This is a genomic window from Rhodococcus sp. 14-2483-1-2 (assembly GCF_002259405.1).
Lineage (GTDB): Bacteria > Actinomycetota > Actinomycetes > Mycobacteriales > Mycobacteriaceae > Rhodococcoides.
This window is the reverse complement of record NZ_NPFW01000013.1, coordinates 447951-465009: the sequence shown is the minus strand read 5'-3', so window position 1 is coordinate 465009 and position 17059 is coordinate 447951. Positions and strand designations below refer to the sequence as shown.

The 17059-nt window shown below is 64.8% G+C and carries 20 protein-coding genes; 8 read left to right on the top strand and 12 right to left on the bottom strand.

All coding sequences use genetic code 11. From position 1 onward, the window contains the following. The gene (locus tag CH295_RS13305; RefSeq protein WP_027494344.1) at positions 1-489 is read right to left on the bottom strand and encodes a CarD family transcriptional regulator; all 489 of its coding nucleotides are present in this window, start codon (positions 487-489) and stop codon (positions 1-3) included. A gap of 288 nt (positions 490-777) precedes the next feature. Here CH295_RS13305 and CH295_RS13300 point away from each other — a divergent pair, with 288 nt between their 5' ends. From CH295_RS13300 to disA, 3 genes are all read left to right on the top strand, one after another. Next, positions 778-1386 (top strand): copper chaperone PCu(A)C domain-containing protein, encoded by a 609-nt coding sequence (locus CH295_RS13300; RefSeq protein WP_037195054.1) that lies wholly within the window; start codon positions 778-780, stop codon positions 1384-1386. 43 nt (positions 1387-1429) lie between these two features. Continuing rightward, positions 1430-2827, top strand: coding sequence for a DNA repair protein RadA (radA, locus tag CH295_RS13295; protein ID WP_037195051.1), 1398 nt, complete (start codon positions 1430-1432; stop codon positions 2825-2827). Between the two features lie 124 nt (positions 2828-2951). Beyond that, the gene (disA, locus tag CH295_RS13290) at positions 2952-4037 is read left to right on the top strand and encodes a DNA integrity scanning diadenylate cyclase DisA (protein WP_037195049.1); all 1086 of its coding nucleotides are present in this window, start codon (positions 2952-2954) and stop codon (positions 4035-4037) included. 40 nt (positions 4038-4077) lie between these two features. Here the strand turns inward: disA and CH295_RS13285 are convergent, their stop codons facing one another. From CH295_RS13285 to CH295_RS13270, 4 genes are all read right to left on the bottom strand, one after another. Further along, positions 4078-5589, bottom strand: a complete 1512-nt coding sequence (locus tag CH295_RS13285; protein ID WP_094740962.1) for a sugar ABC transporter ATP-binding protein — start codon at positions 5587-5589, stop codon at positions 4078-4080. Further along, positions 5586-6578 carry an ABC transporter permease gene (locus tag CH295_RS13280; protein WP_052048049.1) on the bottom strand — a complete coding sequence of 331 codons (993 nt, stop codon included), beginning with the start codon at positions 6576-6578 and terminating at the stop codon, positions 5586-5588. The genes CH295_RS13285 and CH295_RS13280 overlap by 4 nt, the downstream gene beginning before the upstream one ends. Before the next feature lie 157 nt (positions 6579-6735). Beyond that, positions 6736-7698 carry a sugar ABC transporter substrate-binding protein gene (locus CH295_RS13275; protein ID WP_170945883.1) on the bottom strand — a complete coding sequence of 321 codons (963 nt, stop codon included), beginning with the start codon at positions 7696-7698 and terminating at the stop codon, positions 6736-6738. Between the two features lie 334 nt (positions 7699-8032). After that, positions 8033-8734 (bottom strand): GntR family transcriptional regulator, encoded by a 702-nt coding sequence (locus CH295_RS13270; RefSeq protein ID WP_252342027.1) that lies wholly within the window; start codon positions 8732-8734, stop codon positions 8033-8035. A gap of 144 nt (positions 8735-8878) precedes the next feature. Between CH295_RS13270 and CH295_RS13265 the strand changes: the two genes are divergently transcribed. Further along, positions 8879-9520 carry a TetR/AcrR family transcriptional regulator gene (locus tag CH295_RS13265; protein ID WP_052048048.1) on the top strand — a complete coding sequence of 214 codons (642 nt, stop codon included), beginning with the start codon at positions 8879-8881 and terminating at the stop codon, positions 9518-9520. A gap of 31 nt (positions 9521-9551) precedes the next feature. Here the strand turns inward: CH295_RS13265 and CH295_RS13260 are convergent, their stop codons facing one another. Further along, a complete protein-coding gene (locus tag CH295_RS13260) occupies positions 9552-10043 on the bottom strand; it encodes a VOC family protein (protein ID WP_094740959.1) in 492 nt (163 codons plus the stop codon). A 145-nt stretch (positions 10044-10188) separates the two neighbouring features. On the opposite strand from CH295_RS13260, the gene CH295_RS13255 reads away from it, so the two are divergent. Beyond that, positions 10189-10782, top strand: coding sequence for a nitroreductase family protein (locus CH295_RS13255; protein WP_094740958.1), 594 nt, complete (start codon positions 10189-10191; stop codon positions 10780-10782). A gap of 3 nt (positions 10783-10785) precedes the next feature. Here the strand turns inward: CH295_RS13255 and CH295_RS13250 are convergent, their stop codons facing one another. The 3 genes from CH295_RS13250 to CH295_RS13240 all read right to left on the bottom strand — a co-directional run bounded on the left by CH295_RS13250 (position 10786) and on the right by CH295_RS13240 (position 13141). Continuing rightward, positions 10786-11670 (bottom strand): SCO6745 family protein, encoded by an 885-nt coding sequence (locus CH295_RS13250; RefSeq protein ID WP_094740957.1) that lies wholly within the window; start codon positions 11668-11670, stop codon positions 10786-10788. Positions 11671-11685: 15 nt separating this feature from the next. Further along, entirely contained in the window at positions 11686-12423 is a 738-nt protein-coding gene (locus tag CH295_RS13245) for a hypothetical protein (RefSeq protein WP_094632518.1), read from the bottom strand. 91 nt (positions 12424-12514) lie between these two features. Continuing rightward, positions 12515-13141 carry a carbonic anhydrase gene (locus CH295_RS13240; RefSeq protein WP_037195038.1) on the bottom strand — a complete coding sequence of 209 codons (627 nt, stop codon included), beginning with the start codon at positions 13139-13141 and terminating at the stop codon, positions 12515-12517. 121 nt (positions 13142-13262) lie between these two features. On the opposite strand from CH295_RS13240, the gene CH295_RS13235 reads away from it, so the two are divergent. Further along, complete coding sequence (locus CH295_RS13235) at positions 13263-14147, top strand: HhH-GPD family protein (RefSeq protein ID WP_094741014.1); 885 nt, start codon at positions 13263-13265, stop codon at positions 14145-14147. Positions 14148-14160: 13 nt separating this feature from the next. Here the strand turns inward: CH295_RS13235 and CH295_RS13230 are convergent, their stop codons facing one another. Continuing rightward, positions 14161-14721 carry an RBBP9/YdeN family alpha/beta hydrolase gene (locus tag CH295_RS13230; protein WP_094740956.1) on the bottom strand — a complete coding sequence of 187 codons (561 nt, stop codon included), beginning with the start codon at positions 14719-14721 and terminating at the stop codon, positions 14161-14163. A 56-nt stretch (positions 14722-14777) separates the two neighbouring features. Here CH295_RS13230 and CH295_RS13225 point away from each other — a divergent pair, with 56 nt between their 5' ends. After that, positions 14778-15122 carry a MerR family transcriptional regulator gene (locus tag CH295_RS13225; protein WP_094740955.1) on the top strand — a complete coding sequence of 115 codons (345 nt, stop codon included), beginning with the start codon at positions 14778-14780 and terminating at the stop codon, positions 15120-15122. 22 nt (positions 15123-15144) lie between these two features. Here CH295_RS13225 and CH295_RS13220 read toward each other — a convergent pair whose 3' ends face one another. Then, positions 15145-15954 carry an alpha/beta fold hydrolase gene (locus tag CH295_RS13220; protein ID WP_094632738.1) on the bottom strand — a complete coding sequence of 270 codons (810 nt, stop codon included), beginning with the start codon at positions 15952-15954 and terminating at the stop codon, positions 15145-15147. A gap of 5 nt (positions 15955-15959) precedes the next feature. Continuing rightward, entirely contained in the window at positions 15960-16697 is a 738-nt protein-coding gene (locus CH295_RS13215) for an alpha/beta fold hydrolase (protein ID WP_094741013.1), read from the bottom strand. A 36-nt stretch (positions 16698-16733) separates the two neighbouring features. On the opposite strand from CH295_RS13215, the gene CH295_RS13210 reads away from it, so the two are divergent. Then, positions 16734-17045: an antibiotic biosynthesis monooxygenase family protein gene (locus CH295_RS13210; protein WP_037195030.1), complete on the top strand. Its 312-nt coding sequence runs from the start codon at positions 16734-16736 to the stop codon at positions 17043-17045. Positions 17046-17059: the final 14 nt, after the last annotated feature.

Below are 17059 nucleotides of genomic sequence, written 5' to 3'. Positions count from 1 at the left end.
CTAGGAAGCGGTAGCGAGAACTTCGTCGAGCATGGTGTCGGCCTTGGCCTGGTCGGTTCCTTCGGCCAGTGCCAACTCGCCGACCAGAATCTGCCGTGCCTTGGCGAGCATGCGCTTCTCGCCTGCCGACAGTCCGCGGTCCTGCTCACGTCGCCAGAGATCGCGGACGACCTCGGCAACCTTGTTCACGTCACCGGAAGCAAGCTTCTCCAGGTTGGCCTTGTACCGACGCGACCAGTTGGTGGGCTCTTCGGTGTGCGGCGCGCGAAGCACCTGAAAGACTTTGTCGAGACCTTCTTGCCCGACGACGTCGCGAACGCCTACGTACTCTGCATTGTCCGCGGGAACTCGAACGGTGAGGTCGCCTTGCGCGACCTTGAGAACCAAGTACTCTCTCGGTTCACCCTTGATGGTGCGTGTCTCTATCGCTTCGATCAGCGCCGCTCCGTGATGGGGGTAAACGACGGTGTCTCCGACCTTGAAAATCATGTGACAAGTGCCCCTTTCGATTTACCCAGAATACCACGGCTCATATCAACGGTGCAGGTCAGGGGCATAGTGGTGCCGAATCAGGGGTTGACACAGACGGATCGACGTGTATCCGGGGCCACATTTTCACGTGCGCCGTTCCGCGGCCGCCGCTCCTGACAGGCACCCTCACCTGGCGTCATCGGGCCGCCGGCAGACCCCACGAGCGGCCGGTGGACGAGAACTACTACTCTGCCTAGTGGACGAGATGGACCGAGCCGGCCCGGCACCACATGGAGGACGACCGAAGTGACTGCAATCGACGCTGCGACACCGCTTGGCCGCCATCGCAGGACGGCCGCCGCCCTCGCTCTTCTCGCCGGTGGCGCGTTCGCCCTCACCGCGTGCGGCGCAGGTCAGATCTCCCAGACGGCCACTCAGGTCGCTGCCGTCAACGGCAACTCCGCCGACGTCGGGGACATCCAGCTGCGCAACGTGCACGTGGTGTACCCCACTTCCGAGGAATACAGCATCACCTCCGGCGGCACCGTCGAGCTGGGCTTCACGGCCATCAACTCCAACACGAGCGTGGCCGACGAGCTGACCGGCATCTCCTCCCCCGAGGCTCGGGTCACCATCGTCGACGAAGCGGAAGCGGGCAGCAACGAGATCGCTCCGCTGACCGCGCTCGGCGCAGGTTCGCCCGCGGACGTTCAGCTCGACGATCCGCTGCTGCCGATCCAGCTGATCAAGGTCGAGATGGCCGACATCTCCGAGAACGTTCGACCGGGCCTGACGCTGCCGGTCACCTTCGAGTTCGCGAACGCGGGCGAGGTCGTCGTCAACGTTCCGGTCGATGCCGGTATCGAGCTCGAGCGCGACCCGTCCGCGGTGACCGAGCACAGCGAAGGCGAATAACCGCCGCCCCGATCCTGTCGGTGCCCATCGTTAGGCTGCCGGCGTGGTCAAACTGAAGTCGAGCTACCGCTGCTCCGCGTGCCGTCACTCGGTCTCGAAATGGGTCGGTCGCTGTCCCGAATGCGGTGACTGGGGCTCGATGGACGAGGTCCAGGCCACTGCCGCTCCCCTTGCGACCCGCGCAGGCGCATCGGCTCTGCGTTCGGGCGGCGGGGCCATGATTCCCACCACGCCGGCCGCAGCTCTGACGACCATCAGCAGTGCCACTTCGCAGGCCAACACCACCGGGATCGACGAGTTCGATCGCGTTCTCGGTGGTGGCCTCGTCCCCGGTTCGGTCGTGCTCCTGGCCGGCGAGCCCGGAGTCGGCAAGTCGACGCTGCTGCTCGAGGTGGTGCATCGGTGGGCCCGCTCGGCACCCGATCGCCGTGCGCTCTACGTCACGGGTGAGGAATCGGCGGGTCAGGTGCGGTTGCGCGCCGATCGCACCGGCGCGGTACACGAGCGTGTCTTCCTCGCCGCGGAGTCAGACCTCGCCACCGTCTTCGGCCACGTGGAGCAGGTCAAGCCGAGCCTGCTGATCGTCGATTCCGTGCAGACGATGCTCGCCGCGGACGTCGACGGCGTCATCGGCGGCGTCACCCAGGTTCGCGCCATCACGAGCGCGTTGACCACGCTGGCCAAGACCACCGGGGTTGCGGTACTGCTCGTCGGGCACGTCACCAAGGAAGGCGCGGTGGCCGGTCCGCGGTCGCTCGAGCATCTCGTCGACGTGGTGCTCAACTTCGAGGGCGACAAGCACTCGACTCTGCGGATGATCCGCGGCGTCAAGAACCGGTTCGGCGCATCCGACGAGGTCGGCTGCTTCGAGCTACGCGAAACCGGGATCGTCGGCATCAGCGATCCGTCCGGGTTGTTCCTGCACCATCGGGGCGACGCCGTGCCGGGAACAGCCGTCACCGTCACGATGGACGGCAAACGACCCCTGTTGGCCGAGCTGCAGGCACTGATCGTCGACACCGCGATGCCGTCGCCCCGGCGCGCGGTCAGCGGTCTCGATCACGCCCGCGTGGCGATGATCCTGGCCGTGCTGGAACGCCGCTGCGGAGTCAAGGTGTCCAAGGCGGAGGTCTACGCCGCGACGGTCGGCGGGATGCGCACCAGCGAACCGTCCGCCGATCTCGCGCTCGCTGCGGCGGTGGCATCGGCGGTCCGCGATCAACCACTCCCCCCGGGCATGGTCATTCTGGGCGAAGTGGGTCTGGCCGGCGAAGTACGCCGAGTGGCCGGGCTGGGTCGCCGTCTCGCCGAGGCCGCCCGATTGGGGTTCAACTACGCCATCGTCCCGGAGGACGCCGGACCCATTCCGGACGGCATCAAGGTCAAGACCGTCACCAACGTCGGCGAGGCATTGACCTACACGCGTATGCGACCCGTATGACACCGGGAAGTATTCTTTGTCGGGCCGCCCGCATGCGGCAGCGCAGTACTCTTTATCCGCACGGGACATACCCACCGCACGAGCAGACACTCGGCCGCGCTTGAACGACACGAGGGGGTTGGCCATGGAGGGCACCACACCGTCCCCAGCGTTGCGCGAGACCATTGCCCGGCTCGCACCGGGAACCGCCCTGCGGGACGGCCTCGAACGAATTCTGCGCGGCCGCACCGGCGGGTTGATCGTCCTCGGCTACGACGAGGAAGTCGAAGCGATCTGCGACGGCGGTTTCGAGCTCGATGTCGAATTCGCGCCCACCAGGCTTCGCGAACTGTCGAAAATGGATGGCGCAGTGGTGCTTTCGACCGACGGCAAGCGCATCGTCCGATCGAACGTCCAGCTGGTCCCCGACCACAAGATTCCCACCGTCGAGTCCGGTACCCGGCACCGCGCCGCCGAACGAACAGCAATGCAGACCGGTTATCCCGTTGTCTCCGTGAGCCAATCGATGAGCATCGTCAGCGTGTACATCGGCGGCATCAGACACGTCGTCGAGGGCTCGGCCACCATCCTCTCGCGCGCCAATCAGGCCGTCGCGACCCTCGAGCGCTACAAGGCCCGTCTCGACGACAACACGAGGCAGCTCTCGGTGGTCGAGATCGAGGACTTCGTGACCCTGCGCGACGCCCTGACCGTCGCGCAGCGGCTCGAGATGGTGCGGCGGGTGTCGGTGGAGATCGAGCAGAACGTCCTCGAACTCGGCACCGACGGCCGCCAGCTCGCTCTTCAGCTCGAAGAGTTGTTGGGCGACAACGACGTCGATCGCCAACTGATCGTGCGCGACTACCTCGCCGGCAACGAACCGTCGAGCACCACCGGGGTCGAGAAGGCGCTCGCCGCACTGGACAAGCTGACCGATGTCGATCTACTGGACTTGACGACGCTGGCCCGCGCGTTCGGCTATCCCGCGACCATCGAGGCCCTCGACACCCCGATGAGCCCTCGCGGGTACCGAGTACTCACCCGAGTTCCGAGGTTGCAGTTCAGCCAGATTCACCGACTGGTCGGCGCGTTCGGCACCCTGCAGGGGCTGCTCGCGGCCACCGCAGCCGACCTGCAGTCCGTCGACGGTATCGGTGGCCTGTGGGCTCGCCACATCCGCGAGGGCCTCTCCAGACTTGCCGAGGCCTCGATCTCGGGACCCTACGACTAGACGCCCTGCCGAACCGTCTTCGTGCCAGGAGCTCGCGGTCTCACGCTCGAACCATGGTCATGTATCGGATCAGCGTGGCCTCGTCCGGTGCGTCGGCCGTCGCTGCCGACGCGACGATCCGGCCCTGAGCCATCACCAGGATCCGATCACACAGTCCGAGAAGCTCGGGCAGTTCACTGGAGCTGACCAACAGCGCTGCACCCTCGGCGGCGATGTCACGAAGCAAACCGTGAACCTCGGCCTTCGCGGCGACATCGACGCCTCGTGTCGGTTCGTCCAGCATGATCACGCGAGGCGACCGAGTCAGCCACTTGCCGATGGCGATCTTCTGCTGATTTCCGCCGCTGAGCGTGCTGACCGGATCCTCGACTCCGTGCATCCGGATGCTCATGCGCTCGACGAGGTCGGCAATGATTCCGTCCTCGGTCTTGATGCTCGGCATCCCGAGGCGGGCTCGGTCGGCCATGGCCACCGACATCAGGTTCGATCGGATGGAACCCGACAACACCAATCCTTGGCCCTTGCGGTCGGGCGGGACGAAGGCCAGCCCTGCCCTGATCGCCGCAGCCGAGTTCGACGGCACGTGTGGCGTACCGCCGACTGCGAGATCGCCGGACGACACGAACCGGGTACCGAAGATGCATTCGAGAAGCTCGCTCCGCCCTGAGCCGACCTGACCCGCAAGCCCGACGATCTCCCCCGGCCGCACGGACAACGACACCTCGTGCAGGGCGCGCGGCGAACTCAGCTGCTCGACCACCAGGGCCGGCGGCTGGTCTGCCCTGGGAGTACCACCGATGCGAGTCACGGCCTGCGCTCGATGTCGACCGATCATCGCGTCGATCACCGCGTCCGGCGTGAAGTCGTCGAGTGGCCCTTCTGCGACGGTCACCCCGTCTCGCAGTACCGTGAGACTGTCACACATGTCGAAGAGCTCATCGAGTCGGTGTGACACCAGAACCACCGATACCCCTTGACTTTTCAGGCTCCGAACGACTTCGAACAGTGCCTGGGCTTCGTGACCGTCCAGAGAGCTCGTCGGCTCGTCGAGAACCAGAATGCGTGCGTTCATCGATATCGCCCTGGCGATTTCGACCATCTGACGCTGATCGGGACGCAGATCCCGAACCAACCTGTCGATGTCGAGTTCCAGCTCGAGATCCTTCAGAATTCGGGCTGCCTTCTCGTTGCTTGCGCGCCAGTCGATTCCGAACATCGACCGCTCCAGCCGACGGCCCATCAGGACGTTCTCGGCCACGGTGAGATCTGGTGCGTACGCGGTTTCTTGCGACACCATGGCGATGCCGAGGCTCAACGCTTTGGTCGGCGACGACAGCGTGACGGCACGGCCGTCGATGGAGATCTCGCCCTCGTCGGGGGAAGTCTGACCGGAAAGTATCCCCAGCAGGGTCGACTTCCCTGAGCCGTTCGCCCCGATGAGACCGTGCACCATTCCTGCGGCCGAAATGCTCATGCTGGCGTCACGCAGGGCGTGGACTCCGCCGAAGCGCTTGGCGAGGTTCTTCAGCGACAGCAAACTGTGTTCGGTCATTTCGCGGGTCCTCTCGCGAGACTTCCGTGATATCGGCGTATCGGCCGTCGGGTCATCGCGCCGCCGGACAGTCTGTTGAGAAGAACGGCTCCCACCAGGATGACGCCGGTGACGACACCTTGCCAGTAGCTCGATATGCCGGACAGGCTCAGCCCGTTCCCCAACGTCGCCAGGAAAAGGACGCCGAGCACCGTTCCGCCGACCCCGCCCGATCCGCCGGTCATCGCAGTACCCCCGAGCAGAACGCAGGCGATGGCCTGCAACGGCAAGAGGTTGTCCACCGTCGGACTGGCCGCGGCGGACCGACCGATCCCGACCACGGCAGCGATCGCGGCTGTCATGCCGACTATCGCGAAGACCGCGATGGTGGTGCGTGTGGCGTTGATTCCGGCCAACCGGGCTGCAACAGGGTTGCCACCCACGGCGTACACGTCGCGTCCGAAGAAGGTGCGCGACTGTACGAACAGAGCAACGGCGAACGTGACGATCATGATGAAGATCGACGCATTGATTCCCATGATGTCGCCGAAGGCGATGACGTCGGTGACCGTCGAGGTTACCGGGATCGACCTGGTGTCCGACCAGATATTGACGAATCCGGTGAACGCCGTCAGTGTCGCCATGGTCACCAGGAGGAACGAAAGTTGTAGTCGTCCGATGAGGACTCCGTTGACCAAGCCACCGATGAGTGCACCTGCGATGACTGTCACGACGAACGCAAGCACACTGGGCAACCCCATGTTGATCAGCGTTGCGAACATGATCGCGAGAAGGGCTATCAGTGCACCGATGGACAGGTCGACAGCGCCGCTGATCATCGCGAAGGTCATCCCGAGCGCGATCACCCAGAGCGCGGTACTGCTCGTCATGAGGATCTTCATGTTCGCCGCGGTCAGAAAGTACTCGTTCGTGAACGAGAAAACGATGAAGATCAAGGCGAGAAGCGAGACTACGGGGAGTAGATGACGGCTCGACTTCCACAGCCTCACGAGCGCAGGCGGCCGATCGACCAGCGATACGCCGGAAGCTTCTGCTCGCAATTTTTCGGGTCTTGTTACTTGTTCCGGGGTCGAGGTCATGCTGGCGACTTCACCTTCGTGTCAGTGATCGTTCGTGCGAGAGGAAACGGTTTTTGCATGAACCCGGTCAGGCTTGGGGCTCGTAGCTGGAGACGTTGTTCTTGTCGATGACCGCACCGGGAGAAAGCACCTTTTCCGGAATCTCGACCCCGTTGGCTGCATTGATTGCCGCTCGACCTTCCTGCTCGCCCATGGATGTGTTGTCGAAGGCCCAAGTAGCCAGAATCCTGCCGTCCGCGATAAGGCCTGTCGTTCCCGAGTCGCCGTTGACTCCGGTGACCACCATGTCCGTACGCCCCAATGTGCGTACGACTGCAGCTGCTGCCGACGCCGCAGAGTCGTTGTAGGCCATGACCGCTGTGATCTGCGGATTCTGTTGCAGCAGAGCGCTTGTCGCCGTCGAGACCGACTCCGGAGAATGAGCGGCGACTTCCTCCTGAGCGACGAATTCGAGGCCGAGTTCCTCGCCCCAGTACTGGAACCGTTCCACCTGGTACTGAAGGTTCTTCGATTGGAATGCCGGATATATCATCCCGACCTTGCCGTCGGGTTGGGCATCGGCGACCGCGGCGGCCATCTCGAACGCGGCCATGTCGCGAGACTGAAGAACCGTGCTCGTGACACCTGCGAGGTTCTCGTCACCGGGCCCCGGAGGCGCGTCGACGGTGATCACCGGCACGTTCGCCCCGTTTGCCTGCTCGATCGGTGCGGCGAGCGCGGCCGGATCGACCGGGTTGACGATGATCGCGCGGACACCTTCGGCCAGTAGGGACTGAACGGCGGTGACCTGGGTTTGCGGACTGAGCTGACCGTCCTTGACGACCATGCTGCAGCCGAATTCCGTTGCGACGCCGGTAGCCCCGTCGATCTCCTTCTGGATGCCGGGAATGGCGTTGGTCGGCGTGATGTAACCGATCTTGCAGTTCTCTCCCGGACTTCCGGTCGGCTCCGGGTACGAGCTGGGCAGCTCGACACCACCGGCCTCCAGGTAACCCGCTGGGGCGGCGGTCCACACGACCTCAGTGCTCACGGCAGCGTCATCGCCCGCCGCAGCGGTCTCACCTCCGGACGATTCGGCAGAGGTGCCGCTACTGCAAGCCACAACACCCACGATCACGCAGCTGGTCATGGCCAGCCAGACGGGCGTTCGGTGGATCCTGGACGATGTCGTCGACGACTTCATGGTCATCCAATCGGGTCGGGGAGATCACGCTGAGAACGGATCACAAGATGTGAGCGGGCTAACACCTGGCCCGGTCTGTGAGGACAGTAACAGCAAAATTGCACGCACTGCAATAAGATCTCGGAACATTTGATAACAGCAAACCGGGCAAGAAACGCACCGAACGATCGGCAGAACGAGATCAGTGAATGCGGGGCGCGGCCGTCATGGGTGCATCCGCGAGGGCGCGGAGGACGATCTCCTCGGTGTTCCTCAAATGCGCTTCGATTGCCGAGTACGAACCCTCGGGATCACCGGTACGCAACACCGCCAGAAGCTCACCGTGCGCGTGGTCTCGACGTTCCGGTTCGCGCGATTCCGCTTCCAGCCGGCCGAAGGCATACCGAACGTACCGCTCCGACGCGTGCCACAGGGTTTCGAGAACACGCATGTCCCAGGTCGATGCCGCCGGCCGAATGATCTCGCTGTGCAGGGCCACGTGCGCTTCCCACCGCTCATCGCTGTCACGCGCAGCAGCGTGCGCACGCTGCATGACATCCAAACGCTCGAAGTCGGCGGGCGTCAGCAACACGCACGCGCGCTCGACGAGCTCCGGCTCGATGCGCAGCCGCAACCGGTAGATGTCGCGAAATTCCTGAGGGTCGAGCGGCGCGACGAAGGCGCTCTTGGCCCGACGGGTGACGATCAGTCCCTGGAATTCGAGCCGCCGAAGGGACTCACGGACCGGAATGAGACTCACCCCGAGCTGCTCGGCGATCTGACGCAGCGAGAACTCCTGGCCCGGGTGCAGGTCTCCCGAGTAGATCGATCGCCTGATCTCCGCGGTGACTTGATCGACCACGGACACCACATCGATCGAACGGACCGAATTCGACTTACTCAACCGTGTCCTCCCGGCCGACAACGAGCACACAACTGGGCTCGAGACTACCTCGACGGACTTTCGCGACCTGGGCGGCAGGACTGGCTTCAAATTCCGCGGGTACGTCCCTTGCCCTTCATTGCATTGAGTGCAACACTGCATTTCATGCAACTCGACGCTCCCAGCCAGGGCCTTCGCTCCCTCAAGAAGGAACGAACTCGGGAAGCGATCGAGGAAGCCGCCATCCGCATCGCCACCGAACACGGATATGCGGGCACGACGGCACAGGCGATTGCCGACGCGGCCAATGTGTCCTTGCGGACGATGTTCAACTACTTCCCTCAGCGCGACGAGGCGATTTCGGGCCCCACCATCGCACTGGGAGATCTCGACGAGATCCGACGGCAACTGGCCGAGGCACCGACCGTACTGCAGGGCACGATAGACGTGTTCGACGCCTGCGCACCCGCACTCGACGGTTCTTCCGAACTCCAGCGCAGGCGTAAAGCTCTCATCCAGTCCACCCCCGAGCTTCTCCACGTGCATCGCTCGGCCATCGACCGTTTCGAGAACGAGCTGATCATCGTCGTCGAGGAGGAGTTCGCAGCACGTCCAGGACGGCGACGCTTGGGACGGGGGGTAACTCCGAGAGAAGAAGCGCGACTGCTGGTGACGATCGTCGGCGGTGCAATCCGGTTCGGCGTCGACGACTGGCTGTCGGACGGGCAGAACGACACCCTGTCGCGACGAGACGCGATGGCAGGCGTCATCCACCAATTCGCCCTGTTGCTGACGGACGAGCAGTAACTTCGGCCCGCAGCGGCGGCGAAACGATCGATCAGCAGGACGCCATCGTTCGGGGCAACAGCAGGCCCGCCGATGCCTCCATCTCGTCGAGCACATCGAGTATCCGATCCTCGGACAGCGTCAGGTCGATGGTGTCGTTGCACGGCTGCGGACAGTCGATGTCGGTGTGCCAGTACACCTCGACCCGATTGAACTCGGGATCACGGAAGTAGCATCCGATCGCGTTGCCGTGGTTGCTGACCCGATCGATCTGGTAACCGCGCTCGAGTATCTGCGCATAGAACTCTCGGAGATCGGACAGAGTGTCGAGGACGAACGACAACCGTTGCGGTTCGTTGCACCGTTCCCGATCTTCGGCGAGCAACAGGTCATGATGATCGTCGTCGGGACACGAGGCGAGAAAGACACGTCGATCGTCTCTGTCGATGACCGTCATGCCGAGAAACCGCGAGTAGAACTCGAGCATGATCTCCGGATCGTTCACGAACAGGCCGACGTGACCGAGCCTGGCTACCTTCGGCATGAGCCTTCTCCTCTGCGCGCTCGCGGACCCGAAATGGGCTAAACTTGCACTCAATGCAGTGTTGCACTGACTGCAAGTATTGGCAACGGTCTAACGCTGACCAGGGCGGAACACCGCCGATGACGACAACGCGAAAGGTACGTCGGTGAAAACGCTCGGAAAGTCCTACAAGGAGTCCGCCCGGACAGAGGCACCCATAGCCCGAATTCTGGCGGATCGGTCGAGCCCTCGATCGTTCGATCCCGACCACGTCATCGACGCAGAATCGGTCTCCTCCATGCTCGAGGCGGCCCGGTGGGCACCGTCGGGATCGAACAGTCAACCCCGACGCTTCGTCGTCGGCGTCCGCGGAACCGAGACTTTCGATCTGTTGGCGTCGGTGCTCGGTGCCGGCAATCGCCTCTGGGCACCACGCGCGTCGATGCTCGTGCTCGCAGTCCGGGTCGACACCGCTCCGGATGGAAAGCCCTACAAGACCGCCGACTACGACACCGGCCAGGCCGTCGCATGTTTGGTGATCCAAGCGCACCACCTCGGTCTGGTAGCGAGGCAGATGGCCGGCTTCGACGCCGCACGGGCCGCTGAATTGCTGGGACTCTCGGCCCACCTCGTGCCGCGCACCATCACCGCCGTCGGAGCCGCCGGTTCGCTCGATGCCCTCGATGCCGGTACCGCCGAGAAGGAGAACGAGCCTCGAGAACGAATCCCCCTCGAGACTCTCGTGCTCCGACGGGACTGACACCTAGGACGGCGGTGCCGAAGCCTTCTTCGTACCCGGCAGGAAGCCTGCGTCGATCACGGCCTTGACGTACGGCCGGGCGCTGGTGATCAACTGCTCGGCGTCCGCGACGTTCTTCCACACGGCCGAGGCCATGATGTCGGTGCGATCCTCGATGTGCTGATCGAGCGCGGCTCCGTCATCGGTCAACATCTCACCCTCGGCAGAGATGGTGATCAGTCCGCGGGCAGCGAGTCGCTCTGCAGCAGAACCCCATTCGCTCTCGGACCACTGCCTGGTCAGCTGCGTGATGCGCTTGCCGAGTGCCCGACGGCCGGGCTGCGGGGTCGTGCGGTCGGCCTCGTGGAAGACGGCGGCTTCCGTCGGGTCGAGTTCTGCGTCGATCAAAGCGGCGAGGTGTCCGTCGCCGCGCCATTCGCGAAGGACGGTGATCGAGTGCCAGAGGGCGAGATGCGGCGTCTCGGGTAGAGCGGCGGAGTGCCATGCGGCCGCGAGCGGTCGGCCCGCGAACGACGCGGTATCGCCGATGTCGCCTAGCCGGCCCGCCAACGTGGCCAGAGCAGGGTCGGCCGCCAAGGAGCCGAGAGCCGTTCCGAGAACGGAGTCGAGCAGGGCCCATCGACGATCGGACACCGTCTCCAGGCCGACGGCCACGGCGGCAGGCCACGCACGCTCGATCAGTACCGGATTGAAGTTGTAGAACGCAGCGGCGACGACACTCGGCGCGCACGGTCCCATCGGGGCCGCCCGAGCTCCGACGTACCAGGCGTGACCGTCGAGGCCGGTGTCCTCGTATGCCGCACCCAGTTCGGGGTTGAAGTACGCGGTGACGTGAAAGGGTTCGAGCGTCTTGTAGGCGGAGCGAGCGAGAGCTGTCGAAGTGGTCATGACATTCGACCGTACTCAGCCGGTGATGTTGAACGGCTCCGGCGCGCTCTTGAGTTCACCGAGCTGGGCGATCGCCTGGTAAGCACCGACACCGACCGGGATGCGCTCTTCGCCGCATCCGGGAACCGAATTGGTGCCGGACCACTTGACGGTGAAGCCGGCCTGTTCGCCGGGCTTGAAGGTACGCAGATCCGATGCGGCGTTGGGGAAGCAGTCGATGTTGGACCAGATGCGCTGATTGTCGAGGGTGTAGACGAGCGCCTGCTGCAACCCGGCACCGACGTCACGCTGGCATTCGGTGGAGCCGATGTTGGTGATGACCACGGTGAACACGGGCTCTTCGCCCAGGCGGTAGGTGGCCTGCTCCGGCGTCACCTTGATCGCGAGCGATTGATCCGGGCACTGATTGGAGATCACGGGAGCCGGCGCACCGCTGGTCGTGGCCGCTGCGCCACCACCGGCAGCGGAGTCCGTTCCGCCACCCGAGCCGCCGGAACCACCCGAGCCACCGCCCGAACCACCGGAACTGCCCGAATCACCGTCGGTGGCAGAAGAGCTGGGTGAGGGCAGGGACGAGGACGTTGCCGGAGCCGCAACGACACCTGCGGGAGCGGCCTCGGTGTCGTCGGAACCGCCACTGAGCGAGGCGATGAACCACACGATCAATCCGAGGACGACAACGGCCGCACCGATGGCGAGCGCACGGCGTCGCCAATAGATTTCGGGAGGCAAAGGCCCGGTCGGTTCCAACACGAATCAACCGTATGCGGCCGAAGCCACGCTATCCCTGAGCCCACACGGCGTGTCGCGCCGGCGAACTCACCGAGATGGGATCCGAGTCGACTCAGGCAGGCATTTCGCCGATGTCGCCGATGACCTCACGCAGCTGCGCATGCCCCTTCGACAGCTGGTAGGTGAGGCCGACGATCGCGAGTTCCCCGGCTTCGACCTTCTCGGCGACGATCCGCGAACGCTGCATCAGCAGATTGCCGGTTTCCTCGACGTGGCGGGCCTCGAACTCGTCGACGGCCTGGTAGCCGTCGCGGCGGGCCGAGAGCACCGACGGAGTGACGCGTTCGACGACGTCGCGGATGTAGCCACCGGGTACGTCACCACTCTCGAGTGCGTCGACCGTCGCCTTGACTGCACCGCAGTGATCGTGGCCGAGCACCACGATCAGCGGGGCCGCGAGCACGGCGACGCCGTACTCGATGGAGCCCAGGACAGCGGAATCGACCACGTGACCGGCGGTGCGCACGACGAACATGTCGCCCAGGCCCTGGTCGAAGATGATCTCGGCAGCAACACGAGAGTCGGCGCAACCGAACAGGATGGCGCTGGGGTGCTGAGCACTTTCGAGGCGGGCGCGATCCTCGATGCCCTGCGACGGGTGCAGGACCTCCCCGGAGACAAACCGTTGGTTGCCTTCCTTGAGGGACTTCCAGGCAGCGATCGGATTCGAAGCAGGCATGGGTTTCATTGTGCACGCGCAGCGGGCGCACGGCGAGTTGGGTCCACGTGGATCGAGCTACCGGCGAGTCGGGTTGGCTACTGTTGAGACCGATCACAGACCTGACAAGAAGGGCGACCACTTGCCGATCGATGCCGACGCTCTGGTCGGGTGGTTCGACACCGACGGACGCGATCTGCCGTGGCGGAAGCCCGGCGTCAGCGCGTGGCAGATCCTGATGAGCGAGATCATGCTGCAGCAGACGCCGGTGGTGCGGGTCGCGCCCATCTGGGAGCAGTGGGTGCAGCGCTGGCCGGTGCCGTCGGCGATGGCCTCGTCCTCGCAGGCCGAGGTGCTTCGCGCGTGGGGCAAGTTGGGCTATCCGCGTCGAGCACTGCGGTTGCACGAGTGCTCCCGCGTTCTCGCCGACGAGTACGGCGACGAGGTGCCCGCCGACGTCGAGACTCTGTTGGGTCTGCCGGGTATCGGTGCATACACCGCGCGCGCGGTGGCGTGTTTCGCTTACGGTCAGCGAGTTCCGGTGGTCGACACCAATGTTCGACGCGTTGTCGCGCGTGCGTTGCACGGTAACGCCGAGCCTGGAAATCCCTCCACGACAAGGGATCTCGCCGACGTCGAACAGTTGCTCCCGGAGAGCGTCCCGCGTGCCGCCCGCTACTCCGCGGCGTTGATGGAACTGGGCGCACTGATCTGTACGGCCAAGAATCCGGCATGCCTGCTGTGCCCGCTCCCGGAGTGCGCCTGGATCGAGGCGGGCAGACCCGCGCACACCGGCCCTGCGAAGAAGGTCCAGAAGTTCGCGGGCACGGATCGTCAGGTTCGAGGCAAGCTCATGTCGGTACTGCGCGAGAGCACCGGCCCGGTCGAGCGCGCCGAACTCGACATCGTCTGGCCCACCGACCCGACACAACGCGACCGAGCTCTCGATTCACTGCTGACCGACGGATTGATCGAACAGACGGAGTCGGGACTGTTCGCACTCGCAGGTGAGGGTTCGGACGGCTGACAGCGCAGCCACGTCAGGTGACGGCGTCCAGGACGGCAGGCAGGGAGGTGACTCCGTCGGCGGCGAGGAAGTGGCCCGCGCCGGGGACGATCTGCACCGGCGCGTCGAGCAGACGAGCCAGACGATCGGTGTGTGCGGGGGGAACGATCGGGTCGTCGTCCGAGCGCAGGATCGAGATCGACCCGATGTGGTCCGGTATCCCGGACAGAATCACGCCGTCGGCAACGAAGCCGTCGAGAACGGGTAGCGCAGGTAGAGGGTCGACGAACCCCGACACCAGTACGAGCGCCCCCATCCGCCACGGCTCCACGAGGGTGGCGAGGTGCCGTAGGACGGCAAGACAACCCAAGCTGTGCGCAACCACGATCGTGTCGGGCCCGGGCGTTCCGAGTACCGCTGCTACCTCTGCCTGCCAGCGATCGCGATCCGGCGCCGCAGGATCCGGTAGCGGAGGGATGTGCGTCGAGATTCCAGTGCTGTCCAATTGTTCGGCGAGCCAACCGAACCAATGATCATCGGGCGTCGCCCGGTAGCCGTGGAAGATCACGGCCCGTCTGCTGGTTGTGAGTGCCATAGTGCCGGACGATAAGGGTTGACGCCGGCGAGAAGGTCAAGTCCGGGAGGCAACCGATGTTGATCAGCGAGCTCGCTGCGCGAACCGGGGTGTCGGCGCGCGCCCTACGCCACTACGACAGTCACGGGGTACTCGTTCCGCACCGCGACGCCAACGGCTACCGGGTGTACGCCGAGGCGGACGTACCGCGCGTGCTGCAGATCAAGTCGATGATCGCCGCGGGGCTCACGACGGCCACCATCGGTCGGTACCTCGACTGCGCACGAACGGGCGACCACGGCGTCACCCTGGACATGTGTCCTCGACTTCGCGCCGAGGTGGACGCGATCTCGGCCCGCCTCGAGCGACGACGAGCCGAACTCGAGCAGACACGGGAGCGCCTCGGCGCACTCACCTCGTAGCCCGCCGCCGCGCAGAATGTCGCTACCGAGAGAGAAATTCCACGAGTGCGGCGTTGACCGCGTCGGGGCGTTCGAGGTAGCCGAAATGGCCGGTGTCGGCGATCTCGACGTACTGCGCACCCGGTATCGCGTCGGCGACGTCGCGGCACTGCTGCACCGGGATCATGCGGTCATCGGCAAATCCGATCACCAGAGACTTCGCCCTGATTGCGCGGTACGCAGCCAATCGGTCTGTCCCGATGCGCATTTCGAGTCCGATCTGCGCCCGCATACCCGCCGTCTTCTTGCCGCCGGAGTATTCGAGGATCGCCAGCCAGTCACCGATCGCAGTATCGTCGGCCAGCGTCTTCGGCGAGAAGTTCTGCATCGCAGTCATCGCAGCCCGGTACGACGCGGGTAGTTCGATCCCGGAGTCGTGAAGGTCCTTCTCCCCCTTCGACATCTGCGCACGAAAGGTGGTGGTCTTGCCGAAGGTGGCCATCATCACTGCATGCGAGACCAGATCCGGCCTGGCCAAAGCCAATTCCTGGGTGACGCGGGCACCCATCGAGGTGCCGACGACGCGTGCTGCACCGCCGCCGAGGTGTTCGATGAGGGCAGCGGTGTCGGCAACCAGGTCGTCCAGCGTCATCCCGCTCGCGCACTCGGAAGACGGTGCGATACCTCGATTGTCGAAGGTGACGACCCGGTACCCCTGCTTCACCAGCACCGGAACCTGATGGGTTCGCCAGACTCGTCCAGGGCTACCGGTGCCCATCACCAACACCACGAGCGGACCGTCGCCGGTGACGTCGTAGTTGAGGTCGATTCCGTTGAGCTTCGCGAGCGGCATTCGGATCATCCTAGTGCGCGCAGGAACTCCTCGACCGCCGTGCGATACCGCTCGGGTGCCTCGTCGTGAATCAGATGCGCTGCCTTCTCGACCCGCACGTACACCGATCCGGGCTTGCGCGAGTGCATCCGCTGCATCTGACCGGCCGGGGTGATCGTGTGTTCACCCTCGATCAGCAACACCGGAGCGTCGACGGCATCCCACTCGTCCCAGAAGTGCCGGGTGCCCCACTCCTGCGAGATCGCTTCGAAGAAGTCCACCTCACCGTGCAGCCGCCAGCCGTCGTCGCTTCGCACGAAGGAATCCAGAAAGTATTGTCCCGCAACATCTCCGAAGAACCCCCGCACCGCATCGGCGTCGGGAAAGGGTTGCGGCCACGCACGGATCATCGCGGCCCAGTCATCTGCGGTGCGGCCCCTGAAGTCCGGGGCTATGTCCTCGACCACCATGGCGGTGACCAGGTCGGGTCGCTCGGCGGCCGCACACCAACCGTGCAGTGCGCCCATCGAATGACCGATCAGCACACTGGGACCCAACCGGTCGAGATGCTCGAGCAGGTCGGCCACGAAGAACTCGGTCGTGAGCTCGGCAGGAGGGGGGCGACGGTGCCCCGGCGCATCGTAGGTGTGCACGTGACCGAATTCTCGCAGCCACGGAACCTGCCGCCGCCAGGTGGCGGCGCTGCCCATCAGCCCGTGCAGCAGCAGAATCGAACGGCCGGATCCACCCTCGTCGTAGAGCATCACCGCCGAGCATAACGGCGGAGTAATCTCGCGGGCATGGCCATTGTGAAGATCAATGCGATCGACGTACCCGAGGGCGCAGGCCCCGAACTCGAGAAGCGCTTCGCCGCGCGCGCCGGGTCGGTCGACGGCTCCCCGGGCTTCCTCGGATTCCAACTGCTGCGGCCGGTCAAGGGCGAATCGCGCTACTTCGTCGTCACCCAGTGGGAGGACGAGGAGTCGTTCCAGGCGTGGTCGGCAGGACCGTCGCGGGAGGCTCACGCCGGACCCAGCGCCGCCAAGCCGGTCTCGTCCGGAGCATCACTGCTCGAATTCGAGGTCGTACTGGACGTGCCTGCCACGTCGTGAGAGCGCACGCGTCC